The following is a 23,224-nucleotide window of genomic DNA, read 5'->3' as shown; positions in this document are numbered from 1 at the left end:
GGACACTGGACCGACAGCCCGCCCCATGTATACCTGTTAGCCATGCGGGATACTAGATCCCGCAGGAAGATGTGACAGCGACCCGGCTCACAGCCGTATGGGGTCAGATGACCGGCAACTAGGGCTGTCCGACAGAACGCCCCGGTGCGGGGAGGGAGAGGGAGAGCGTGCGGCTGCCACTCCTGGCATTGTTGGTCAGCGGCCCCGCGCACGGTTACGAACTCAAACAGGGCCTTGAGAACCTCCTGGGCGCCGCATACCCTCAGCCGAACGTCGGCCAGATCTACGTCACCCTGGGCAGGCTGGAGAAGGCGGGCCTGATCGAGGGAGAGGACGTCGAGCAGTCGGACCGCCCGAACAAGCGCATCTACCGGATCACCGCGGCGGGCCGCGAGACGGTGGACGCCTGGTTCGAGGAACCCACCGCCGAGCCACGGGTCCGGGACGAATTCTTCATGAAGCTCGCCCTGGCCCCCCACACCGGGACCGCAGACCAGATCGCCCTGATCAACAAGCAACGCCGCCACTACCTCAACACCATGCGTGACCTGTCGAAACTCGCGGCGGGCGAGGACCGGGAGAACCGGGTGGCACAGCTGCTGATAGAGGGCGCGATGCTGCATCTCCAGGCGGATCTGGACTGGCTGGAGCGCTGTCAAGAGGAGTTGGAATGAACCGGGACGAGCCGTCGGGCCCGATAGTCCGGGCAGCCGGCCTGGTGAAGACCCACCGGCCCGAAGGCGCTGCCCCGGTCCATGCCGTACGTGGCGTCGACCTCAGCATCGAACGCGGAGAGTTCGTCGCCCTCACCGGCCCCTCGGGAGCGGGCAAGTCCACCCTGCTGCATCTCCTCGGCGGCCTCGACCGCCCCGACAGCGGCTCCCTGTGGCTCGGTGGCCGCCAGGTCGACGCCTACAGCGAGGCCCGCTGGGCGGTGCTGCGCCGCAACCACATCGGCATCGTCTTCCAGTTCTTCAACCTCGTCTCCAACCTCAGCGTCGCCGACAATGTCGAGCTCCCCGCCCTGCTGGCCGGCCGGTCCCCGCGGCAGGCCCGCACCGACCGGGCCGAGCTGCTCGACGAGCTGGGGCTGACCGGCAAGGAGAACAGCACCCCGGGCGAGCTGTCCGGTGGCGAGCAGCAGCGCGTCGCCCTGGCCCGCGCCCTGGTCAACACTCCCAGCCTGCTGCTCGCCGACGAACCCGCCGGCAGCCTCGACAGCAAGGGCACCAAGGAGGTGCTGCGGCTGCTCGCCCGCTTCCACCAGCGCGGCCAGACGATCCTGCTGGTCACCCATGACGCCAGGATGGCCAGCGCAGCGGACCGGGTGATCAGCTTCTTCGACGGCCAGGTCGTCGACGACGCCCACCTCGGCGACACCCCGAAGCGCCCCGCGGCCGGTGTGGCCGACGTACTCAAGCTCAAGGGCTGACCCGGTGCGAGCAGCGGCGCGCTGGACGCAGGCGCATCTGACGGCACACCGCCCCGCGGCGGTGCTCACCGCGCTGGCCACCGCCGGGATCACCATCTCGCTGCTGCTGGCCACCGCGCTGTTCGCCTATGCGGCCGACCCCTGGCAGCGGGCCTTCACCCAGTCCTCCGGCGCCCACGTATGGATCCACACCCAGGGCGGCGCCCCCGCCGGATCGCTCGCCGGCCTGGACGAGGTACGGGCCACCTCCGGCCCCTTCCGTACGGTTCGCACCACGGCGAGCCTCCAGCCCGGCGACGCCAGGGCGACCCTGGAACTGCGCGGCGCGGCGAAGCGCCCGACCACCGCCGCGCCCCAGATCGTCGCGGGCCGCTGGCTGGACGCGGACACCGACGCGGGCACTGACGCGGGCGCCACCCAGGGCATCGTGCTGGAGAGCTCGGTGGCCCGCGCGATGTGGGCCAAGCCGGGCGACACCGTCGTGCTCAGCGGCTTCGCGGCACATCTGCGCGTGGTGGGCGTCGCCGACACCGCCGAGGTCACCTTCCGCGCGGGCGGGACCCCGGGCGTGGCCTGGGTGCTCCCCGCCACCCTCGACGCCTCCGACGCGGGCCGCGACCAGCGCGGACGCACCATCGGCCTCCAGCTCGGCGACGCCGCCGACACCGACTATGTCGTCCAGCGGGCGGTCACCCTGCTCGGCGCCGACCAGATCACCGATGTCTCCACCTGGCGGCAGGCCAAGGCCGAGGCCGAAGGCGACAACCAGTTGCTCGGGCGGCTGCTCGGGCTGTTCGGACTCGGCGCGCTGCTCGCCGCCGCCCTGGCGGTGGGCGGCGCCATCAGCACCAGGATCCGTGGACATCTGCGGGACATCTCCATCCTCAAGGCCATCGGCTTCACGCCCGGCCAGGTGGTCCGCATGTTCGTCGCCCTCCACCTCGGCCTGGCGCTGCTCGGCGTCGCCCTCGGAGCGCTGCTCACGCAAGTGGCCGGCACGCTGGTCCCCGGACGGATCGGGGAGGCGATGGCCCTGTGGCGGCAGCTCCCCGGGCACGCCTGGCTGACGTTGGTGATCTCCGGCGGTGTGGTGGCCTTCATCGGCGCGGCGACCTGCCTGGCGGCTTGGCGGGCCGGGCGGGTATCTCCGGTACCCGTCGCCCGCGCCGCCACCGCCGCCGGTGGCCGGGCCTCCGCGCTCACCCGCCGGGCCCTGGGCCTCAGGGTCCCGCCGGCGCTGGTCCTCGGCTGGCGGGGTGCCTTCCACCGTCCGCTGCGCTCCTCGGCGGCCGTGGCACGGCTGGCCGTCCCCCTGCTGCTGATCACCATTGCGCTGGGCGCCTGGACCACCCTGGACCGCTTCACCTCGCACCCCGAGAACGTCGGGCTGCCCGCGGCCCTCACCGCACGCTCCGACACCCTGGGTGACCGGGAGCTACGCCAACTCCTCGGCTCCCAGCCGGAGTTGACCGCCTACCCGGGCGCCGAGGTCCAGGCGCTCGTACCGGGTCAGACCGGGACAATCACCCTGCGCGGGCTCGGTACGGACGCCCGGCCGTACCCCGGTGCCGTCGTGGAAGGGCGCGCCGCCCGCGGTCCCGATGAAGCGGTCGCCGGACAGGGCCTGCTCGATCTCCTGGACGCGCGGGTCGGCGACTGGGTCCGGATGACCGTCGCCGGCCGCCCGCATGTCCTCCATATCGTGGGCCGCGGTATCGAGACCGCCGACGGCGGCCGGGTCGTCTCCACCACTCTGGACACGCTGCGCGAAGGCGACAGCGACGCCCCGGCACTTGAAGCGTCCGCTTCGCCTCGCCCGGATTTCTACCAGTTGGTCCTGCGTCCCGGCGCCGACCCGGACTCCGTACGGGAGGCTCTGTCCAAGGCCTCCGCCGGCCGCCTGGAGGTGCGGGAGGTCCCCAACCCCGCCGACCAGTTGTCCGCGGTCCGTGCCGTCAGCGTCGGGCTGATCGCCGTACTGACCCTGATCGGGCTGGTGGAACTGGCGACGACGGTCGGCGCCGGTGTCCGGGACCGCAGCCGTGACCTGCTCGCCCTCCGGGCCGTCGGCCTCACGCCGCGTCAGATCACCGCGGTCATCGTCTCGGCCACCGCCTTCATCACGCTGGCCGCCGCGCTGGCCGGCACGACCCTGGGCGTCCTCGCCTCCCAGTGGCTGATCGACCTCCAGGGCCGCACCAGCGGCTGGGGTACCGGCATCGCCCAGCGCCCCGCCCCGGGCATCCTGCTGCTGGTCATCGTCATCGCCGTGCTCATCGCCGCGACGGCCGCGGTCGTCCCCGCCGCCCGCGCGGCACGACGCCGCCTCGCGGACTCGGCCACGGATCTGCTCTAGGCGCAGGTTCGGGGCCGCGGCGTCTCCCGGCCGGACAGCGAGGTCCCCGACCGAAAACCGGTCGGGGACCTTCATACGCTCTGTGCCGATGCCCGCTTAGCGCGCCGTACCGAAGTCCTGCGTCCAGTAGTCGTCGGGCTGGGCGTGGCCGACGCCGATCTCCTTGAAGGAGCAGTCGAGGATATTGCGCTTGTGGCCGGGGCTGGACATCCAGCCCTTCATCACGCTCTCGGGCGAGGAGTAACCGTAGGCGACGTTCTCGCCGTAGGAGCTCCAGTCGTAGCCGGCCCGAGTGATCCGGTCCTCCGGGGACGAGCCATCGGAGCCGGTATGCGACATATTCGCATGGTCCGCCATGTCCTGACTGTGATCCTGGGCGGCCTTTGTCAGCTTTGCGTTCACGGTCAGCGGCGAGCAGCCGGCCTTGCGGCGCTCGCTGTTGACGAGTTCCACCACCTGGGCCGTGGCGCCGGACGCCGTGGTGGTGGCCTTCGAAGCGCTCGGGGACGCGGTGGGCGCCGGGGAGGTCTTCGCGGCCGGCTTCGATCCGCCATGGGATTTCGACCAACGGTGCTCGAAGGAAGCGTGCTTCCACTGGCCATGGTGCCAGCCGCCTGCATTTCCCTCATCGTTCAGACAGGCCATAGCGGCAGAGGGCACGCCCACGGCGCCTATGGCGAGAGCAGCAATCGTTATCTGCCGATAGCGCCGCGTTCTGCGATGTTTACTCATGCGTGACCTCACTCGGTAATTGCGGAGCGTCCACGGCCCGGCCGGCTCTGTAATTTCCGCGCCTGAGCTGCGAAGACGCCTTGCGAGTCGTCATTCTTGGGGCCGCCTCAGGACAAGGCAACGCGCCTCAGTACTACTGCGCCTCGTAGTACCCGAAGGCCCTTGTCATGACTGTCCGGGCGTGCTGGTCCGCATTTCGCCGCATTCGAAATCGCTGCCGCTCCGTCAGATTGACTTATGCACTCAAGGCGTGGGCGAAAGCGCCGAGTGCACCGCGATGCGGCTGACCCGGTGCGAGAAATTCCCCGCTCAAGACGGACAAGTCTCCTATGTCGCCGCGGAGGTTTCTACTATCTGCTTTAGTAGTTGCCTCCGATCGATATGACGGATGTCACGATGTCGCGAAATCCGAAGGAGGCGGGCGCTGAGGGGGAGCACGCGCGGGGCTGGTCGGCGCCCTTCCGGCCGTTCGAAGATCGTGAATTCCGGCGGAGGGCGCGGGCCTTTGGCTGTGTCCTCACATGCCCCGTACGGAGGGCGGGTGGTGTGGCTCTCCACCGGCGTCGAGCATGGCGCAGCGGAACCCGGGTACCGGGCCAGCACGTCACCGTACCCATGGAGGAGGCACGTCAACTGATGACCCGTCATGATGCGACCGGCGAGGACCGCACTCCAGTGCCCCATGACCTGCCGAGCCACCAGGCCGATGCTTCCAGCCCGGTCCCCGACCCGTGGGACCCGGAGCTGTCGGAGGACGAGAGCGACGGGCCCGACGAGACGGTTCCCGACACCGACCAGGCCGGCACCGGACGGACCGGCGGGCAGAAGGCCGCGGGCTTCCGCACCGACCAGCCCGTTCCGCACGAGCCGGTCGACTGAGCGTGCCTGCGTGCCTGCGTGCCCGCCTGACCGGCCGGCCGGAGACGCAAGCAACCGGAGACGCAAGCGAGGGGCGGCGGCACTCGTCCGCGACGATCGGACGGGTGCCGCCCCCCGTCGCCCTCCGTCGCCCGGTGAGGAGGTGTCGTCCTTGGCGCGGCCAGGTGAGCGCACCACGCCCCGGCATGTGCTTCCGGCTCCCGTCACGCACCGCGACGTACATTGCCGTGGGGGCCCGCGCCGGACCGCCTCACGAGATCGGAATGTGCCAATGAACTGCTACGACTGCGTGCCGGACCACGCCACCACCGCCGCGGTGGCGATCTGCCGGAACTGCGGTGCCGCGCTGTGCCACCAGCATGCGCAGTCCGCCCCGGAGACGGTGGTCCGCGTACAGGGCGTCGGCCAGAGCACGCTGCCGGAGATGGCCCGCCGCATCATGTGCGCGATCTGCCGAGGCGCACAGTCGGCCTGAGCCGTTCCCGCGCAGGAGGTCGCCCGATTCCGTACGCGATGATGGCGAGTCCTGGAGCGCACCGGACCTGACAGCGATGGGGCCACCGGCACGGCCACCCGTACCCGGGCGGTGCCGGTGGCCGACGGGAGGCGGACCATGACGACGACCTTTGTGCTGATTCCCGGTGCGGCGTGCGACTCCTGGCACTGGCATCTGCTGGCGGCTGAGCTGCGGGCCCGGGGGCATGCGGTGGTGAGTGTGGATCTGCCGTGCGAGGACGACGCGGCGGGTCTGGAGGAGTACGCGGACGCCGTGGTCGCCGCTGTTGCGGGGCGTGGCCCGCTGACGCTCGTGGCGCATTCGTTCGCCGGGTTCACGGCGCCGTTGGTCTGTGCGCGGGTGCCGGTGGATCTGCTGGTGCTGCTGGCGGCGATGGTGCCGTTGCCGGGGGAGGCGCCGCGGGACTGGTGGGCGGCGACGAAGCACCCGGACGCTCAGGTCAGACGGGCCGGGCGGGCGGCTCAGCGGGCGGGCGACGGTACGGGTGCGGAGGGGGTGCCGGAGGCCGCTGTGCCGGGGTCCGCCGCCGACCCGTTCTTCCAGGACCTGCCGCCGGACCTGGCCGCGGAGGCAGCGGCCCGGTGGCGGCGGCAGTCCGAGACCCCTGCCGCGCGGCCCTGGCCGATGGCGGCCTGGCCCCCGGTGGACACCCGGTTTCTGCTGTGCCGTCAGGACCGGCTCTTCCCGGCGCCGTTCCTGCGCACGGTGGCGGCGGAGCGCCTGGGACTGGTGCCTGATGAGATGGCGGGCGGGCATTTCCCCATGCTCTCCCGCCCGGTCGAGCTGGCGGACCGGCTGGAGGGCTACAGCCCGACGACGGCAGGGTGACCGCCGGACCGCCGACCGCCGGCCTGGCCCGGCGGTGGGTACCGGGCGAAGCCGACGGCCGGCAGCTGTAGTCGACGAAGACGTGGTCGTAGCCGTGGTGGGGGAAGGGACCGGGGCGCCGAGTCGGGGACGGAGGACATCGGATGACGCCCGCGTCCCCGCCCGTGTCCCCGTCTCCGTCCCCGTCACGCAGGCCCTTGCCCCCTCAACGCCCCCTGGAAGAAGCCGTGTTCGCCCCCGCGCTCCCGTACGGCAGATGCGAGAGGGCGGCAATCAGCCGCACCGGCAGATACGCGGGCCACCCGGGCCGGGCCACCTGGTAGGAGAAGTATCCGAGGGAGCGGCCCGCCTGCACCTCGTCCGTCGTCTCCGCCTGGTAGACCACTCGGCAGGAACCCGCGGCCTTTTTGGCGCGTTTCCAGAGGGCGGGGGCGGGCTTCCGCTCCGCCTCGGTCCGCGGGGTGAAGATCCGGTCGCCGAAGTCCGACCAGGCGAACGGGCGGCTGCCCACCCAGTCCTGGTCGATCACCTTCTTCAACTCCGCCGCACGCTCCGCGTCGGTGGAGCCCCAGGAGGGCGGCACGTTGGTGATCAGGCCGACGGGAATGTGGCGGGCCCGCAGCGCGCGCAGATACGCGGCGGCTCCCGGCGAGTAGCGCACGCTCTTGTCCTCGGCCGTGTGCACCAAGGTCTCACCGAGGTCGAAATACACCATGACGCAGCGGCCCGCACGGCCGCCGTCCTCCGTGGTGCGCGGTGCGGCCTCGGCGGGGCCCGCGCCCGGCACGGCTAACGCCGCCATACCGCCCAGAGCGAGCAGCATGCGCCAGGTGACCTTGCGGGCGGAGGTGTCCTTCGCGGATGTCTTCTTCATGTGGGGGAGTCCTTCGCGTAGGGGGCAGTCGATCGTATACGCGCCATGTGCACGTCACTAGCGTGTTCGGCCGACCCGGGCCGGAAGCAGATGTGTGGTGCTGCCGGGCGGCCGAATTGGCCCACTCCGACGGGCCGCAAGTGGACCTGCCCCCGAACCCGCCGGCTGTCTAACGTCATTGCGTCCACGCGTCATGGAAGAGGCCGACCGTCCGGCCGTCGTAATCGGGAGACCTGTGTCCCTACGGATCCTGCCGCCGGCCGGCGCACCACGCGTCCTTGCCGCGGCGCAGCTCAGCAACTCGGTCGGCGACGGCGCCTTTTACGTCTGCTCGGCGCTCTACTTCACCCGGGTCATCGGCCTCTCACCCACCCAGATCGGCCTGGGGCTGACCCTGGCGTGGGCCGTCGGTTCGGTCGCGGGGGTGCCACTGGGCGCGCTCGCCGACCGCCGGGGGCCGCGCGGCACCGCGGTGCTGCTCGCCCTCGCCACCAGTATCGCCGTCGCCTCGTTCCTGTTCATCCGCTCCTTCGTGCCGTTCCTCCTCGTGGTGTGTCTCTACGCCACCGCGCAGTGCGGACTGGCCGCGGCCCGCCAGGCGCTGCTCGCGGGGCTCGTGGACCGCTCGGCCCGTACCGGCGTGCTGGCCCACCTCCAGTCGACGCTCAACGCCGGGCTGGCCCTCGGCGCGGCCCTCGGCGGACTGGCGCTCCAGTACGACACCCAAGGGGCCTACCTGGCGGTCTTCGCCCTGGACGCGGTGGGCTTCCTGATCTGCACGGCGGTGCTGCTCCTGCTGCCCGCGGTGGCCCCGGTCCCGGGCCGTACGGGCGGCGAGCCGCGGTTCGCGGTGCTGCGGGACCGTCCGTACGCCGTGCTGACCTTCCTCAACGCGGTCCTGCTGCTGCGGATGCCGCTGCTCAGCCTCGCCATCCCGCTCTGGATCGTGGCGCGTACGGACGCGCCGAGCTGGCTGGTCTCGGCACTGTTCGTCCTCAACACCCTTGGTGTCATGGCCTTCCAGGTCCGTACGGCCCGGTCGGTGACGGGACTGCGCACCGCCACCCGGGCCGTGTGGCACTCCGGCCTGATCATGCTCGCCTCGTGTCTGGTCTTCGCCCTGTCGGCCGCGGGCATGGCGCCCTGGGGAGCCGGTGTGGTGCTCGCCGCCGGCGCGGTGCTCCAGCTCGTCGGCGAGATGCTTCAGTCGGCCGGATCCTGGCAGATCAGCTTCGACCTCGCGCCGGCTCATCAAGTCGGCCAGTACCAGGGCTTCTTCGGCACCGGCGTCCCCTTGGCACGCACGCTGGGCCCCCTGCTGCTCACCTCGCTGCTGATCACCTGGGGGGTGCCGGGCTGGCTCCTGCTGGGGGCGCTGTTCCTGCTGGCCGCGCTGGGGATGGGCGCGGTGGTGCGCTGGGCGGAGCGGGACCGGGCACGGCGGCCCGGCCTGTCGGTATACGGGGCGGAGACGGCATCGCGGACCGCCCAGGCCTCGTGAGCACGAGCCCGGCGTCCCTCGGCTTCCGAGCCGTCTCCGGCCCGTCCTCCTCCTGCTCCCAGCCGCCCCCGCCCGGCGTTTAGTGATCGTTTAGGGCGTGCCGGGAGTGTGGGATCCGCATCGGCCAGAAGCACAACAACCGGGGAGCGGCATGCCGACACTTCACCTGAAGAAGATCAAGTGCATCGAGCAGGAGGACTGGACCTTCCATGACGACGTCGTCATCAAGGTCAATGGCTCGGTGGTCAACTTTCATTCGATGGATGCGGGCGACACGGACACCCTCGACGAGTACGTCAACTTCACCGGCAAGGCCCTGATCCAGATCTACGAGGCCGACTACGGCGACGATGACGACGACTTTCTCGGCGCGCACACCGTCCGGCGCGGCAGCGGCGTCCTGGAGTTCACCGGAGACGACGCCCACTACAAGCTGTCCTACGCGGTGGAGTAGAGGCCCGGCGGTCCATGGGCCGGCCGGCTGAGTACGGGGCCTGAGCCGGGAAAGCTGACAACGGTGTGGGCCGGGCGGAAGAGCAGCCCGGCCCACACCGTGCTGTTCTCTTCGGCCGACCGTCAGCGCGATGGCCCCCGCGGCTGCGTCGCACGGGCCCGGATCTGAGTAGAGCTACTCATGACAGCGTCCCGCGGCGGCCACGACGCTGAGCGGATGAGAGCGCGGCCGAACCCTGGTCCCGGTACCCGGTGGTGGGTCGGTGTGGCCAGGCCGCCTCACGCGAAGACCGTCCGACCGCCCCGTGACGGTGCCGCGCCAACCCGTACCCGACGTCTCCGAGGCTGGTTCATGAAGGCCACGACCGCTCCCCGCATCCTGCCGCCGGTGCTGCTCGCCGCGGTGCTCCTCGCGCTGGCCCTCTCGGGCCTCCAGCCGCACGACCGCGCTACCTGGCTCCTGGAGACCTGCTGGGTGATCGTCGGCCTGCCGTTGCTGGTCGCGACGCGGAAGCGCTTTCCGCTCAGCCCGCTCCTGTGCTGGCTGCTCGCCGCGCACGCCCTGGTCCTGATCGTCGGCGGCCATTACACCTACGCCGAGGTCCCGGTGGGGCACTGGTTTCAGGACGCGCTGGATCTCTCCCGCAATCCCTACGACCGCTTCGGCCACCTCATGCAGGGCTTTGTGCCGGCCATCCTGGTCCGCGAACTCCTGGTCCGGACCTCGCCCTTGCGCGGCAGCGCCTGGCTGGCCCCGCTGACCGTGTGCGCCTGCCTGGCCTTCAGCGCGTTCTTCGAGATGATCGAGTGGTGGGCGGCGCTGGCCGGCGGCTCGGCGGCCGATGCGTTCCTCGCCACCCAGGGCGACCAGTGGGACACCCAGTGGGACATGGCCTGTGCCCTCCTCGGAGCGATCCTCTCGCTACTGCTCCTGAGCCGCCTCCACGACCGCGGGCTCGCCCGGCTGGACGCCGCAGAGGCCCGGACCGCCTGACGGACTCCGGGCCGCCGGTGAGGATGCTCGGCCCCCGCCGAGGGCGAGGGCGATGCGCTCCGTCTTCGCGGCACCGCCGCCCAGTGCCAGAACCGGGCGGGCGGCGGATACGCGCCCCAGCCGGGCCGCTCCCGGCTGAGGGCGGCGGGGCTCAGCCCCGGGCGGAGAAGGGGCAGGCCCAGTCGGCCGGCTTGGGGCGGCCCGAGTAGCGCCGGGCCTCGGAGAGCTTCTCGTACTCCAGGAGATTGGGGTTGATGGTGCCCTGGAGCTCGATGTCCTGCTTGCGGATCTTCTCGGCCAGCCGGTCCCAGAGGCCGGCGGCCTTTATCCGGTCGAACTGGTGGTGAGAGTTGAAGGCGAGCATCGGGAAGGGCGGGCGGCGGCCGACGCGGCTGTGCGTTTCGTGCAGCCCGATCACGAAGAACGGGTGCCCGGCGACGCTGTACGCGAAGGCACCGGACGACGGGTCGGGGTCATAACCCTCGGCCCAGGAGTGCTTACGGCTGTCGTGGTCGTGCACCGCCTGGAGCTGCTGCCACAGCAGCTGCTCGAACTCGATCTCCGAGACGTTCAGCGGGCCCGAGAAGGTGGCCACGAAGCTCGTGAAGGGTTTGGCGGCCCAGTCAACCGCCGCCACATAGGACTCCAGATCCGCCGCCATCTGCTCGGCCGCGGTGTCATCGCCGAACCATGTGTAGTGGCGATGGGTGATGCCGCCCTGTCGCCATGCTGAACGGCCGGCCAGGCAAGCAAAGGAGTCGCCGAGCAGGAACTGCCCGACTTCAGTGGCGGCGGAGACGTCAACCGTCATGTTTGTGACCTTCGGTGAGTGGGCCAATACCCCTGGTGGGGGCCCTGGCGGGTGGGACCCTGGCAGTCAAGATCGGGCGAGGCCGGTTCGTCAAGACTGAACCGATTCACCCGCTGCGACTGCCCTCACCGACAGCGTCCGGACTGCGGCTGCGATGCCCGCGGTCCCTCGGGACGCGACCACGCGCGGGCCCGCCGGGCGGCTCGTTCCGGCTCGGCGAGTGCGGGTCGATCTGCCGCGTTTCCGCAGCTCGGGACCTTGATCGCCATGGTGGACCAGGGCTCCCCGACTCTACAGGCGAGGGGGTTGATCGCACGACTGCCGGGTGATTCCGCCTGCGGTGGCCCCCCTCCGCGGCACGGCCGGCCCGGCCCTGCCGGGGACCTCGTCCCGGGACGGGGTCCGGCCCGGCGGCTTCGTCGGCGAGGCCCACCACACGGCAGGGGCCGACGGCGTCGCCGGGCACCGGACGACATGCCCGTCAGGCAGGGGTGGCCGCGGCCTCCTTCTCGGGGGCGGCCGCCTCGGTTCCCTGAGCTTCGGCGCCGGCCGCGGGGCGCGAGTAGAAGACGGTCCTGCCCTGCTTGCTGCGGTGCGCGAGGCCCTTGGCGACCAGCGAGGTCTCCAGGGTGTTGCGTACGGCGGTCTCCGGTGCGGCCTGCTCCGGATGCTCCTGCGCCAGCAGCTTCGTCACCTCCGCGACCGTGCGCGGCTGCTCGTCAAGGAGTCCGAGGACGCGGTCGGCGCGGGTGGAGCTCCGCCGTCCCGCGGTGGACCGGGCCGCCTTGGCCTTCCGCGGCTTCTTCTTCGCGTTCGTGCTCTTTGCCGCCTTGGCCGGGGGCTTCGCCGCCGGCTTGGCCTTCGGCGAGGTGGCCTGCGCCCGCCGTGCCGGGGGGACCGTCGCGGGTTTTGTCGCCGCGGGTTCGGGCTCTGCCGGCTGCGGTGCGACGGCTGCCTTCCGGGCACCGCTTCCGAGGTGCTTCTGGAGGTCCTCCAGCTTCACCTTGAGCTTCTGGAGCTCGTCGATCTCCTTCGCGATGCTCTCCAGTTTGGCAGCTACCTGCGCAGCGAATTCCGAGTCTGACATGACACAGCCTGCTCTCTATCGCCTGGTCGATCTACGGTTGGCTGGATGTTACTCATCTCTCCTGGCAATTAACCCAGTGTTGGGCTTCCTTATCGTCGGGAACATGGCGTACGGGGCGGGTTTCGCGACTCAACCCGCCTACCCTCACGGGCAGTTCGTGACCAGGGCAAGCGTCTTGTGTCAGTCAAGAAATGAGCCGTGAATGAGCCATACGGGACTCGTCCGCAGCCTGGTGGGCCGTGCATCGGCGAGCTGAACTCTGTCCGCATGTCACTCCTTTGAGGCTTTCCGGCGGTCAACTCATCGGTGTCGGGAGCCGTCCGCCGGGGGAGGGGATCGCGACTCCGGCACCCGGTGACATACGGCTGTGACGACAGATGACTTGTGTGTATGAAGTGAACTCTCCACGGCGAGCTATTGCTCTCGACGGCTTCGGAGGGACTCGGATCGGCCGGACTCGATGTCGTGGCCGGCGACTCGATGTCGTGGCCGGCCTGGAAAACGGGAGTTCCAGGGCCACGGGCGTGCCCAGTTCCCGGGCCCGCCCCGCGCTTCCGCTCACCCCACGTAAACCCTCGAACGGCCGAGCATCCTCTGCGCCGCGCCGCCACCGCTAGTAGGACGGAGACGACGGGTGTGGCGGTGGGAGGAGTGGCTCGGGTTGAACGTCGTCGTGGATCTCAATCGCTGTCAGGGCTATGCGCAGTGCGCGTTCCTCGCCCCCGAGGTGTTCGCGATGCATGGCGAGGAGTCCCTGCTGTACCACCCGGTCGTGCCCGACGGGCAACTGGAACAGGTGCGCCGGGCCGTGGTGGCCTGCCCGGTGCAGGCCATCGTCATGGGCGAGGAGGCGGGCGCCGGTGCGCGGTGAACCACGCGACGGCCGGATCGTCATCGTCGGTGCGTCACTCACGGGGCTACGGGCCGCCGAGAGGCTCCGCGAGGAGGGGTTCACCGGCTCGCTGACCCTGGTCGGGGAGGAGCCGCAGCCCCCCTACGACCGGCCTCCGCTGTCCAAACAGGTGCTGCTCGGGAAGGTTCCCGCGGGCCACACCGGGCTGCCGCAGCGCCGCGAACTGGACGCGCGGTGGCAGCTCGGGGTGCGTGCCACCGGCCTCGATCCGATCGAGAAGCGGGTCCTGCTCGCCGACGGCGCGGAAGTGCCCTTCGACCGGCTGCTGATCGCCACCGGAACCCGCGCCCGGCCCTGGCCCCACCCGGCCGAGGCCGCCTTGGACGGTGTCTTCACCCTGCGCACCAGCGACGATGCCCGCCGCCTCGCGGAACGCCTGGACGCCGGACCACGGCGGGTCCTGGTCATCGGCGCCGGCTTCACCGGTTCGGAAATCGCCTCCGCCTGCCGGGAGCGCGGCCTGGCAGTGACGGTCGCGGAGCGCGGACCGGCGCCACTCGTCGGCGCGCTCGGCGGCACACTGGGCGCGCTCGCCGCCAAACTGCAGCGCGCGCACGGCGTCGACCTGCGCTGCGGAGTGACGGTCACCGCCCTGGAGGGCAGCGGCCGGCTCACCGGCGCCCAGTTCTCCGACGGCACCCGGATCGACGCCGACATCGCCGTGGTCGCCCTGGGCGCGGTCCGCAACACCGAATGGCTGGCCGAATCGGGACTCGCCGCGGGCCCGCGAGGGGTGACCTGCGACGCGGGGTGCCGCGCCTTCGACATGTACGGAATCGTCACCGACGACATCTTCGCCGCCGGTGATGTCGCCCGGTTCCCGCACCCGCTCTTCGAGTACCAGCTGCTCTCCCTGGAGCACTGGGGCAACGCGGTCGCCCAGGCGGAGGTGGCGGCCCACAACATGGTCCATCCGGGGCCGCGCCGACTCCCGCATCTGACCGTACCGGCCTTCTGGTCCAGCCAGTTCGGGCTCAACATCAAGTCGGTGGGGGTGCCCACCTTCTCCGACCAGGTGGTCATCGCCCAGGGCTCGCTGAAGGACGCCCGGCTGGTCGCCGTCTACGGCTACCGCGGGCGGGTCACCGCGGCCGTGAGCGTGAACCAGGCCAGATCACTGGAGTACTACCAGCGGCTCATCGAGACGGCCGCGCCCTTCCCGCCCGCGCCGGGCGCCGCCGACCAGATGGAGTCCCCGGACCCCGTCCCCTCCGACGTACCGGACCCGAAGCTGCTCTCGCACGGTCCGACCGTCGCCCTCACCGGTCATCTGCCGGACCGACGCCTGACGGTGGTGCAACCGGCCCGCTGAGACCACCGCCACTCCACAGCGACAGCGATGAGGAGCCCCGCGCATGGCTGCGGACACCTTGTTCCAACGGATCACTGACTACGCCCACCGCGCCGACCCCTATCCGCTCTACGCCGAACTCCGTGCGCACCGGGTGGCACGTCAGGAGGACGGCAGCTACCTGGTCGGGACCTACCACGAGATCGAAGCGCTGCTCCACGATCCACGGGTCAGTTCGGACCGCCGCAACCGCACCGCACCGGACGAGACCGAGGCCGGCGACGCAGGACTCCCGCCGGCCTTCATCGGGCTCGACGACCCGGAACATCACCGGCTGCGGAGCCTGGCGATGCGGTCCTTCGGCCCGCCCCACACGCCCGGCCGGATCAATGCCATGCACGGCGAGATCACCCGCATCGTCAAGGACTTCCTCGCCGGCCTGGAGGGCAGGGAACGGATCGACATCGTCGACGACTTCGCCTACCCGCTCCCCGTCACCGTGATCTGCCGCCTGCTGGGCGTACCCATCGAGGACGAGCCGCGGTTCCGTCAGTGGTCGGACACGATCGTCGCCGGCATCGACCCCAACCCCAAGGAGGACCCCGCGGAGCGCCAACGTGCCGCCGCGGAGGCCCGTAAAGCGATGGCGCTCTATCTGGGAGACCTCGCCGAGAAGCGCCGCGACCATCCGTCCGACGACATGCTCTCCGCGTTCGCCACAGGCGACGACACCGACGGCCGGCTCACCCCGCTCGAAATCATGACGACCTCCGTGCTGCTGCTGATCGCCGGTCATGAGACCACGGTCAACCTCATCACCAACGGCGTCCTCACCCTGCTGCGCCACCCCGACCAGCTGGCACGTCTGCGCAGCGATCCCACACTGATGCCCCGGGCCGTGGAGGAACTGCTGCGCTACGAGCCCCCCGTCCAGATGCTTCCGCAGCGCACCCCTCTGGCCGACATCGAGGTCGCCGGACTCACCATCCCCAAGGGCGCCCCGCTCATCCTGATGCTCGCCTCCGGCAATCGTGACCCCGAGCGGTTCCCTGACCCCGACCGCTTCGACCCGCTCCGCGAGGACATCCAGCACCTCGGCTTCGGCAGCGGCATCCACAGCTGCTTCGGCGCCCCGCTCGCCCGTCTGGAAGCCCAGATCGCCCTGAACGAACTCCTCCAGCACCTTGACGCACCCCGCCTGGCCGAGGACCCGCCGCCGTACCGGCGCAGCCCGGTATTGCGCGGGCCCCGGCACCTGCTCGTCGAGCGAGGCTGAGGGGGTCCGTAGGCGCTGGAAGAGGTACGGGACAGTCCTTAGGGAGTGTCCAAGGGCCGGCTGTCGGCCAGGACGGCGCGCGCGTAGGTCACGTAGCGCGCGAACAGTTCGCGCTGGGAGGCCTGGGCGATGTCGAGGACGGGCGAGTCGGCCCGCCGAACACCCGGCAGATACGGGGCCGTACGACAGCGTCCGGTCTCCGCATCGGGATCGACCAGGCTCAGGTAGCAGGTCGGCAGCTGACCGGTGACCCGGATGACCATGCGGCCGGGCAGCCCCTCGGCATCGAAGCCCCGGGCCACCGCCAGCAGTTCCCGGGCCGAGGAGGCCGCGCGGTGCGGGAGTTCGGGTTCGCCGAGGCTCCGGGCGTACTCGGCCATCAGGACCGACTCGGGATCGGCCACCACGTAGGTGATGTTCACGCCCTCGCTCAGGAGCCGACGGACCGGACCGGTGAAGTCACGTTCGGGGCGTGAGACGAAGAGGGCGGCCAGACTGCGGAGTGCCACCCCGATTTCGATGATCTCCGACTGTGCCCCCTCCAGAAACACGGCCTTCTCCGTCGGCGACGGCCTCCCCTCGGCACGGACGGTGAGGCCACGGCCGGCCTCGCCGCCCAGCAGCCGTTCGTCCAGTAAGCGGCTCATCTCGCCGAGAAACCGCCCCCGTTCGACGTCCCTGAGGAACAGGTCGTAGTAGAACGGGATCGCGACGGCCGCCGCGGCGAAGAGCGCGAGCTCGTTGAGCGCGGACCACACGAAACCAGGACGGCCGTTGGACACCAGCGCCAGGCTCAGTCCGCCGAGGAAGACACACAGCGCGAGAGCACCACGGAGCCTGCGCAGCAGACCACGGCTCCCCGCTATATCGCCGTTCATCGACCACCCCCCGGTGTCAGGGTGTCTTTCCCCCTTAGGCCGGCCGCCAAGCCTTGGTCCGCCAACTAGCTTGCTAGGATGCTAGCATCGCGCTCGTGAGTGCTGAGGAAGTCAAGCAGTTCAACGTGTACCTGCCGATCGGGCTGATCAAGCAGGTCAAGTACCGCGCCATCGAGTCGGGCATGTCGTTGTCGGCGCTGGTCGCTGACGCGCTGCGCGCCTACCTCGACGACACCGACGGGCACCAACGGCAATCGACGGAGAAGGAGACCTGATATGGCGACCGAAGGAATCGAGGCCGTGTTCCTGACGACCCACAACTGGGGCAAGGCGGCGAAGTTCTTCCAGTCGCTGGGCTACGAGTTGGAGTTCTCCACCGACCACAACTCCGGCCGGCTCCGCAATGGCGACGGGCCCTACGTGTTCATCGCCGAGGTCCCTGAGGACCGCGAGCCCGAGACGCAGATCGTGCTGAAGGTGCCGGACGCGGACGCGTTCCGCCCCGACCCTGCCGTCGAGGTGGTCACGCCGTTCGAGGAAACCCATTACGGCACCAAGGAGATGACCGTCCGTGACCCCGACGGGCGACTGTGGAGCCTCCAGGCTCCCGCCGGCAACTGACCGCATCGGCAACGGAAGGGGACACCATGGCAGCCGAGAAGACCGAGGCGCCGGACAACACCGCGCTGCGCACCGCCCTCTGGCGGGCACTGCACGTTCAGGCCGACCCGCCACCGCATGTGCTCCAGGACGAGATCGGCCTGCGGCTGGCAGCCCCCGACGCCGACTGGCGCAGCCGCCCCGACATGCACCCGCAGACCACCAGAGGATTCCGGGCGGCCATGGTGGCCCGTGCTCGTTTCATCGAGGACCTGATGGCGGAGCAGGCCGACCGCGGCATCACCCAGTACGTCATCCTGGGCGCCGGCCTGGACACCTTTGCCCAGCGCAGACCGGAGATCGCCGCCCGCCTACGGGTCTTCGAGGTCGACCAGCCCGCCACTCAGACCTGGAAACGCCGCCGCCTGGTCGAACTCGGATATGGCATCCCCGACTGGCTGCACCTGGTGCCGGTCGACTTCGAGGCGAGCGAGGACTGGCTGGAGCAGCTGACCGCTGCCGGTTTTGAAGCCGGCCGGCCGGCGGTCATCGTCTCCACCGGTGTCAGCATGTACCTCACCAAAGAGGCCACCGGGGCCACCCTGCGCCAGATCGCCGGGCTCGCACCCGGCTCGACGCTCGCCATGAGCTTCCTGCTGCCGACCGAACTCGTCGCCGAAGCCGACCGCCCCGGCCTCCGGGCGAGCCAGGCGGGCGCGCAAGCCTCCGGAACGCCGTTCCTCAGCTTCTACACCCCACCCGAGATGCTGGCACTGGCCCGCAAAGCCGGTTTCGAAGACGCCCGTCACGTGTCGGGACAGACGCTCGCCGAGCGCTACTTCGCCGACCGCACCGACGGCCTCCGCCCGTCGAGCGGGGAGGACCTGCTGCTGGCCACTACCTGACCGCTCGTCAATGCCCGGGGAAGGGTACTCACCGCTCACCGCACGGCAAATATTCCTTATACGCCGGCACGGGTGCATCTCTAGGATCGACGGCGTGATCGACATCCCGAACGAGCTCGTGGCCACCCAGACCAGGTTCAACGGTGCGGCGGGGCGTGACTTCATTGCCGCGTTGCCGGGGCGGGCCGCGGAGTTCCTGGATCGGTGGGGGCTGAAGCTGACCGGACCCTCGCTGTGCGGTATGGCGGCGCTCGTTCTGCCGGTGGAGCGGAGTGATGGGACGCCTGCGGCGCTGAAGCTGCAGTTGCTCGATGAGGAGAGCGCGGGGGAGTCGGTCGCCCTGCGGGTCTGGGGCGGTGACGGCGTCGTTCGGCTGCTTGAGCACGATGCGGACACCAACACGCTGCTGCTCGAACGCCTCGATGAGCAGCGCCACTTGTCGACGCTCGATGACTCCCGCGAGGCCATCCGGATCCTCGCCGAACTGCTGGCCAGGCTCTGTGCCGTGCCCGCGCCCGCCGGTCTGCGTCAGCTGGACGACATCGCGCGGAAGATGCTCGACACGGTGCCGGACGCCGTGCGTGCGGTCGCTGACCCGGCCGAACGGGCGCTCCTCAAGAGCTGTGCGGCGGCCGTACGCGAGGTCGTCGGCGAAGCCGGGGACCGGCTGCTCCACTGGGATCTGCACTACGACAACATCCTCGCCGCGGACCGGGAGCCCTGGCTCGCCATCGACCCCAAGCCGCTGGCCGGCGACCCGGGCTTCGAGCTGATGCCCGCACTCGCCGATGACTTCGATCCGTCCGAAGTGCACTACCGCTTCGACCTGATGACCGAGGTGCTGGGACTCGACCGGCAGCGGGCGGTCGCATGGACGCTGGGGCGGGCCCTGCAGAACCTGCTGTGGAACATCGAGGACGGGGAGGACGAGCTGGATCAGGAGCAGCTCGCGATCGCGCGGCTGCTGCTCGGACGGTGAGTGGGCGGACGCCGGGCCGGCGGGGACGCCCGCCGGCGCCCTCCGTCCGGCGTCGTCCCGGCCGCCCGGGTACAGGAGCCCTGATCACGTAGGCTCGACGGATGGCGAAGTATTTCGACGTACACCCCGAGAATCCTCAACGGCGCACCATCAGCAATGTGGCCGACAGCATCCGCTCCGGCGCGCTCATCGCATACCCGACGGACTCCTGCTTCGCGCTGGGCTGCCAGCTGGGCAGCCGCAGCGGTATCGAACGGATCAAGTCGATCCGGAACCTTGATGACCGGCACCACTTCACCCTCGTGTGCGAGAACTTTTCGCAGCTGGGGCAGTTCGTGCACATCGACAATGACGTGTTCCGCGCGATCAAGGCAGCCACCCCCGGCAGTTACACCTTCATCCTTCCCGCGACGAAGGAGGTGCCGCGCCAGCTGCTGCATCCGAAGAAGAAAACGGTCGGTGTCCGCATCCCGGACCATGTCGTCACTCAGGCGCTGCTCGCCGACCTCGGTGAGCCGCTGCTCTCCAGCACCCTGCTCCTGCCCGACGAGGAGGAGCCGATGACGCAGGGATGGGAGATCAAGGAACGGCTCGACCACGTCGTGGACGCCGTGATCGACTCGGGCGACTGCGGCACCGAGCCGACCACGGTCATCGACTTCTCCGGCGGCGGGGCCGAGATCGTCCGCCGGGGCGCGGGCGACGTCTCGCGGTTCGAGTAGCCGGTCTCTCCGAGAGTGCCGGGTTCGTGACGGCCGGCTACCGGTGGAGTTCGCCGCCCACCGGGCCGGGCGGACGGGTACGTACCCGCGCGCCCGCGCCGGGATCGTTGCGGGCAGAGCTCAGGAGCGCGGGGGGCGGGGCTGCTCGGCCCGCTCCGCGTTCTTCTCCTTGATCCGGGCCGCTTCCTTACGGACCTCGGCCTGGGTGGCGCGCTCCCGCTCCAGCCACTCGGGGCCTTCCTTCTTCAGCGCCTCGATCTGCTCCGTGGTGAGAGCTTCGGTGACCCCGCCACGGGCGAGACCGGAGATGGAGACGCCGAGCTTGGCCGCGACCACCGGCCGGGGGTGCGGACCGTTGCGGCGCAGTTCGACCAGCCACTCGGGCGGATCGGTCTGGAGTGCGTTCAGCTCGGTGCGCGAGACGACACCCTCCTGGAATTCGGCGGGGGTGGCCTCGAGGTACACCCCCAGCTTCTTCGCCGCGGTCGCGGGCTTCATCGTCTGGGGGGTCTGGTGCGACTTCATGCTGTCAAGGGTATCGAGCATGTGCGCTACCTCCGACCACGACCGGTAACCTGGCGGCGTGACAAGCTCGGAAGCATCCCCGTCGTTCCGGCTCGCGTATGTCCCGGGAGTGACGCCCACGAAATGGGTGCGGATCTGGAACGAGCGGCTGCCCGACGTCCCCCTGACCCTGATCCCGGTGCCCGCCGCCGAAGCCTGTGCGGTGTTGCGGGACGGTGGCGCCGACGCGGGTTTCCTGCGGCTGCCGGTCGACCGGACGGATCTCGCCGCGATTCCCCTCTACACCGAGACGACCGTCGTCGTGGTCCCGAAGGATCACCTCGTGACGGCGGTCGACGAGGTGGCCGCGGAGGACCTGGCCGACGAGATCGTGCTGCACCCGCTCGACGAGACCCTTGAGTGGGAGCGCCGGCCGGGACTGCCCGCGAAGGAGCGTCCCGCCACGACGGCGGACGCCATCGAGCTGGTGGCGGCCGGCGTGGGACTCCTCGTGGTCCCGCAATCACTGGCCCGGCTGCACCACCGCAAGGACCTCACCTACCGGCCGGTCTCGGACGCCCCCGCGTCGCGGGTCGCGCTGTCGTGGCCGCAGGAGGAGACCACCGACCTGGTGGAGGACTTCATCGGCATCGTCCGCGGCCGGACCGTGAACAGCACCCGGGGCCGCGCGCAGGCCCAGGCCCCGGCACAGCCGAAGGGCAAGCGCCCCGAGGCGGGCGGCACCCGGCGGAAGCCCGCGGGAGGCAAACCAGGGGGCAAGACGGCCGGCAAGCCGGTGGGCAAGTCGGGCGGCAAGAGTCCCCGGAGCGGCTCGGGCGGTTCCGGCGGCGGCCCCAAGGGCGGCAGGCGCGGCAAACCCCGCCGCCGGCCGTAGCTCCGGCGTAGCGCGGCGAGTGCGGGGCTTGGTCGGGTGCGGGTGCCCCTGGGTGGGCCAACTCCCTGCGGATATACGGAACTTGTGCCGCCGACGGGGCGATATGTGACGAGGCGGGTGCGGGGGCCGGTGAAGGCTGAGGAGGCGGGGACGGCGCCGGCCCGGCCCCTGACGTGCGGGCCGGGCCGGTTGCCCTCTTGCGGCTGGGCTCAGGGCGTGGGGAGCCGGGTGTACGACTCGGCTCAGGGTGTGGGCAGTCCGGGACCCGTGCAGTGCACGTCGGTGCGGGGCACGGTGCCGTCGGTCAGGTAGGCGGCGGCCGTGTCGTCCACGCAGCCGTTGCGCCGGCTGGCGAACACCCCGTGGGAGTAGTCGTCGTGGAGGGTGACCAGACGGGAGCCGGGCAGTCGCTTTTGCAGGGCCCGGGCGCCTTCGATGGGGGTGACGGGGTCGTGCTCGGAAGCGATCAGCAGGACCGGTGGCGCCTCGGGGCTGCCGAGCGGCGTACCGTGCGCGGGCCGGTGGTGCCAGTACGCGCACACCGACGCCTCCATGCCGGTCAGTACCGGCTGCGGGTCGAGCCGTCGCATCCGCCGGATGTCGGCGAGGACGCGGGCGGACGAGGGCGCCGGTCCGTCCGCGCACTTGACCGTGCGGTTGGCGGCTTCGTACGTGCGTGACGCGGGGCCGTCGAAGGGCTCTGCCGGGCGCAGCGGGCCGGTGGTGCCGTCGCGCAGGTAGGTCCGCAGGCCGTCGGCGAGGCCCGCCCAGCGTTCGGTGCGGCCCAGCGCCCGGTAGACGGCGCGGTCGAACTCCGCCGGACCGAAGCCGTCCACGGGGCGCTCGGCGAGACCGTCCCGCACCTTCTGGTACGCGGCCCGTACGTCCGCTGCGTCGGCACCGAGCCCGAAGCGTTCCTGGTGCCGGGCCGCCCAGGCGAAGAGGTCCGCCCGCTGGCGTATCAGTGCCCGGCTCTGGAGAAGATCGAAGTCGTACCACGCCTCGGGGCCGACGACGCTGTCCAGCACCATCCGGCCCACCCGCTGCGGGAATTGCGCGGCATAGGCGGCCCCGAGGTAGCTGCCGTAGGAGACGCCGAGGTAGCCGATCCGGGGCTCACCGAGCGCCTCGCGCAGGGCGTCCATGTCCCGGGCGGTCTCGGTGGTCGACAGATGCGGCAGCGCGTCCTTGAGGTGCCGGGCGCAGTCGTCGGCGGTCCGCCGCAGTCCGTCGAGGTAGGTCTGTTCGGCGGCCCGCCCCACCGGCACCGGATCCTGCCCCGGGCTGTCGAAGAGGCCGCCCATCGGACCGCAGTCCGCGGGGGCGCTCGCACCGGTGCCGCGCGGGTCAAAGCCGATCACGTCGTACGAACGCCGCACCTGCTCCGGCAGTTTGGCGCGCTTGGTCACGGCGTAGGGGAGGCCCGACCCGCCGGGGCCGCCCGGGTTGACCAGCAGAACGCCCCGCCGCTCGGAGGCCGGGCCGGAGGCGCGGACGCGGGATACGGCGATGTCGAGCTGTTTGCCGTGCGGGTGGCTGCGGTCCAGGGGGACGCGCAGTCGGCCGCACTCGACGCGTTCGGGTGCGGGCGGCTTCGGTACGGAGTCCGGGCAGTCGCCGAAGCGGAGCGCCGGTGGTGGGGGAGCGGCGGGGGCGGGGGCGGCCGGGAGCAGGGCGGCGGTGGCCGTGAGGGCGCAGAGCAGGCCGGTGCGGCGTACGGCAGGAATCACTGGTCTCGCATTCGGGAGTGCGGCGGAGGAAGTGCCGCAGGACTTGGTGATGAAAATGATTATCGTT

The 23,224-nt window shown here is 70.8% G+C and carries 25 protein-coding genes; 18 read left to right on the top strand and 7 right to left on the bottom strand.

Translation table 11 applies throughout. From position 1 onward, the window contains the following. The first annotated feature begins 167 nt into the window (after window positions 1-167). From ACZ4XD_RS24700 to ACZ4XD_RS24690, 3 genes are read left to right on the top strand one after another with little or no spacing between them, the layout of a single operon-like run. Window positions 168-674, top strand: a complete 507-nt coding sequence (locus tag ACZ4XD_RS24700) for a PadR family transcriptional regulator (RefSeq protein ID WP_042153336.1) — start codon at window positions 168-170, stop codon at window positions 672-674. After that, the gene (locus ACZ4XD_RS24695; RefSeq protein ID WP_468045404.1) at window positions 671-1,432 is read left to right on the top strand and encodes an ABC transporter ATP-binding protein; all 762 of its coding nucleotides are present in this window, start codon (window positions 671-673) and stop codon (window positions 1,430-1,432) included. The genes ACZ4XD_RS24700 and ACZ4XD_RS24695 overlap by 4 nt, the downstream gene beginning before the upstream one ends. A 4-nt stretch (window positions 1,433-1,436) precedes the next feature. After that, window positions 1,437-3,788 (top strand): ABC transporter permease, encoded by a 2,352-nt coding sequence (locus tag ACZ4XD_RS24690; protein ID WP_468045402.1) that lies wholly within the window; start codon window positions 1,437-1,439, stop codon window positions 3,786-3,788. Window positions 3,789-3,884: 96 nt separating this feature from the next. On the opposite strand, the gene ACZ4XD_RS24685 is transcribed toward ACZ4XD_RS24690, so the two are convergent. Further along, a complete protein-coding gene (locus ACZ4XD_RS24685) occupies window positions 3,885-4,520 on the bottom strand; it encodes a CAP domain-containing protein (RefSeq protein WP_468045400.1) in 636 nt (211 codons plus the stop codon). A 636-nt stretch (window positions 4,521-5,156) separates the two neighbouring features. On the opposite strand from ACZ4XD_RS24685, the gene ACZ4XD_RS24680 reads away from it, so the two are divergent. The 3 genes from ACZ4XD_RS24680 (at window position 5,157) to ACZ4XD_RS24670 (ending at window position 6,744) form a co-directional block, all read left to right on the top strand. Further along, a complete protein-coding gene (locus ACZ4XD_RS24680; RefSeq protein WP_468045398.1) occupies window positions 5,157-5,399 on the top strand; it encodes a hypothetical protein in 243 nt (80 codons plus the stop codon). A gap of 271 nt (window positions 5,400-5,670) precedes the next feature. Beyond that, on the top strand, window positions 5,671-5,874 hold the full coding sequence (locus tag ACZ4XD_RS24675; RefSeq protein WP_468045396.1) for a DUF2180 family protein: 204 nt from the start codon (window positions 5,671-5,673) through the stop codon (window positions 5,872-5,874). 138 nt (window positions 5,875-6,012) lie between these two features. Continuing rightward, window positions 6,013-6,744 (top strand): alpha/beta hydrolase, encoded by a 732-nt coding sequence (locus ACZ4XD_RS24670; RefSeq protein ID WP_468045394.1) that lies wholly within the window; start codon window positions 6,013-6,015, stop codon window positions 6,742-6,744. 205 nt (window positions 6,745-6,949) lie between these two features. Here ACZ4XD_RS24670 and ACZ4XD_RS24665 read toward each other — a convergent pair whose 3' ends face one another. Then, window positions 6,950-7,618: a hypothetical protein gene (locus ACZ4XD_RS24665; protein WP_468045392.1), complete on the bottom strand. Its 669-nt coding sequence runs from the start codon at window positions 7,616-7,618 to the stop codon at window positions 6,950-6,952. Window positions 7,619-7,853: 235 nt separating this feature from the next. Here ACZ4XD_RS24665 and ACZ4XD_RS24660 point away from each other — a divergent pair, with 235 nt between their 5' ends. From ACZ4XD_RS24660 to ACZ4XD_RS24650, 3 genes are all read left to right on the top strand, one after another. Next, window positions 7,854-9,119 carry an MFS transporter gene (locus ACZ4XD_RS24660; protein WP_468045390.1) on the top strand — a complete coding sequence of 422 codons (1,266 nt, stop codon included), beginning with the start codon at window positions 7,854-7,856 and terminating at the stop codon, window positions 9,117-9,119. Between the two features lie 151 nt (window positions 9,120-9,270). Then, window positions 9,271-9,573, top strand: a complete 303-nt coding sequence (locus ACZ4XD_RS24655) for a hypothetical protein (protein ID WP_468045388.1) — start codon at window positions 9,271-9,273, stop codon at window positions 9,571-9,573. 351 nt (window positions 9,574-9,924) lie between these two features. Next, window positions 9,925-10,566, top strand: a complete 642-nt coding sequence (locus ACZ4XD_RS24650; RefSeq protein ID WP_468045386.1) for a DUF2238 domain-containing protein — start codon at window positions 9,925-9,927, stop codon at window positions 10,564-10,566. 151 nt (window positions 10,567-10,717) lie between these two features. Here ACZ4XD_RS24650 and gntA read toward each other — a convergent pair whose 3' ends face one another. Then, entirely contained in the window at window positions 10,718-11,377 is a 660-nt protein-coding gene (gene gntA / locus ACZ4XD_RS24645) for a guanitoxin biosynthesis heme-dependent pre-guanitoxin N-hydroxylase GntA (RefSeq protein ID WP_388195425.1), read from the bottom strand. Between the two features lie 481 nt (window positions 11,378-11,858). Next, window positions 11,859-12,464, bottom strand: coding sequence for a hypothetical protein (locus tag ACZ4XD_RS24640; RefSeq protein ID WP_468045383.1), 606 nt, complete (start codon window positions 12,462-12,464; stop codon window positions 11,859-11,861). A gap of 661 nt (window positions 12,465-13,125) precedes the next feature. Here ACZ4XD_RS24640 and ACZ4XD_RS24635 point away from each other — a divergent pair. The 3 genes from ACZ4XD_RS24635 to ACZ4XD_RS24625 are packed head-to-tail and all read left to right on the top strand — an operon-like array spanning window position 13,126 to window position 15,944. Then, window positions 13,126-13,335 carry a ferredoxin gene (locus ACZ4XD_RS24635; RefSeq protein WP_468045381.1) on the top strand — a complete coding sequence of 70 codons (210 nt, stop codon included), beginning with the start codon at window positions 13,126-13,128 and terminating at the stop codon, window positions 13,333-13,335. Further along, window positions 13,325-14,689, top strand: coding sequence for an NAD(P)/FAD-dependent oxidoreductase (locus ACZ4XD_RS24630; protein ID WP_468045379.1), 1,365 nt, complete (start codon window positions 13,325-13,327; stop codon window positions 14,687-14,689). Before ACZ4XD_RS24635 ends, ACZ4XD_RS24630 begins: the two co-directional genes overlap by 11 nt. Before the next feature lie 43 nt (window positions 14,690-14,732). Then, on the top strand, window positions 14,733-15,944 hold the full coding sequence (locus ACZ4XD_RS24625) for a cytochrome P450 (protein WP_468045377.1): 1,212 nt from the start codon (window positions 14,733-14,735) through the stop codon (window positions 15,942-15,944). 38 nt (window positions 15,945-15,982) lie between these two features. Here the strand turns inward: ACZ4XD_RS24625 and ACZ4XD_RS24620 are convergent, their stop codons facing one another. Then, window positions 15,983-16,822 (bottom strand): hypothetical protein, encoded by an 840-nt coding sequence (locus ACZ4XD_RS24620; protein WP_468045375.1) that lies wholly within the window; start codon window positions 16,820-16,822, stop codon window positions 15,983-15,985. Window positions 16,823-16,917: 95 nt separating this feature from the next. Here ACZ4XD_RS24620 and ACZ4XD_RS24615 point away from each other — a divergent pair, with 95 nt between their 5' ends. From ACZ4XD_RS24615 to ACZ4XD_RS24595, 5 genes are all read left to right on the top strand, one after another. Further along, window positions 16,918-17,097 carry a ribbon-helix-helix domain-containing protein gene (locus ACZ4XD_RS24615; RefSeq protein WP_042153371.1) on the top strand — a complete coding sequence of 60 codons (180 nt, stop codon included), beginning with the start codon at window positions 16,918-16,920 and terminating at the stop codon, window positions 17,095-17,097. A gap of 1 nt (window position 17,098) precedes the next feature. After that, entirely contained in the window at window positions 17,099-17,443 is a 345-nt protein-coding gene (locus ACZ4XD_RS24610) for a VOC family protein (protein WP_468045373.1), read from the top strand. A 26-nt stretch (window positions 17,444-17,469) separates the two neighbouring features. After that, complete coding sequence (locus ACZ4XD_RS24605) at window positions 17,470-18,327, top strand: class I SAM-dependent methyltransferase (protein ID WP_468045371.1); 858 nt, start codon at window positions 17,470-17,472, stop codon at window positions 18,325-18,327. An 85-nt stretch (window positions 18,328-18,412) separates the two neighbouring features. Beyond that, entirely contained in the window at window positions 18,413-19,306 is an 894-nt protein-coding gene (locus ACZ4XD_RS24600; protein ID WP_468045462.1) for an aminoglycoside phosphotransferase family protein, read from the top strand. A 101-nt stretch (window positions 19,307-19,407) separates the two neighbouring features. Further along, window positions 19,408-20,028 carry an L-threonylcarbamoyladenylate synthase gene (locus tag ACZ4XD_RS24595; protein WP_168476456.1) on the top strand — a complete coding sequence of 207 codons (621 nt, stop codon included), beginning with the start codon at window positions 19,408-19,410 and terminating at the stop codon, window positions 20,026-20,028. Between the two features lie 120 nt (window positions 20,029-20,148). Here the strand turns inward: ACZ4XD_RS24595 and ACZ4XD_RS24590 are convergent, their stop codons facing one another. Next, on the bottom strand, window positions 20,149-20,553 hold the full coding sequence (locus ACZ4XD_RS24590; protein WP_042153891.1) for a DUF5997 family protein: 405 nt from the start codon (window positions 20,551-20,553) through the stop codon (window positions 20,149-20,151). A 58-nt stretch (window positions 20,554-20,611) separates the two neighbouring features. Between ACZ4XD_RS24590 and ACZ4XD_RS24585 the strand changes: the two genes are divergently transcribed. Then, window positions 20,612-21,427, top strand: coding sequence for a LysR family substrate-binding domain-containing protein (locus ACZ4XD_RS24585; RefSeq protein WP_468045368.1), 816 nt, complete (start codon window positions 20,612-20,614; stop codon window positions 21,425-21,427). A 242-nt stretch (window positions 21,428-21,669) separates the two neighbouring features. On the opposite strand, the gene ACZ4XD_RS24580 is transcribed toward ACZ4XD_RS24585, so the two are convergent. Further along, window positions 21,670-23,157: an alpha/beta hydrolase gene (locus tag ACZ4XD_RS24580; protein WP_468045366.1), complete on the bottom strand. Its 1,488-nt coding sequence runs from the start codon at window positions 23,155-23,157 to the stop codon at window positions 21,670-21,672. Window positions 23,158-23,224 lie beyond the last annotated feature (67 nt).

This window comes from Streptomyces sp. NPDC029466, assembly GCF_055574515.1.
Note: the sequence above shows the minus strand (reverse complement) of the source record. Positions and strands in the feature narration are given on the sequence as shown.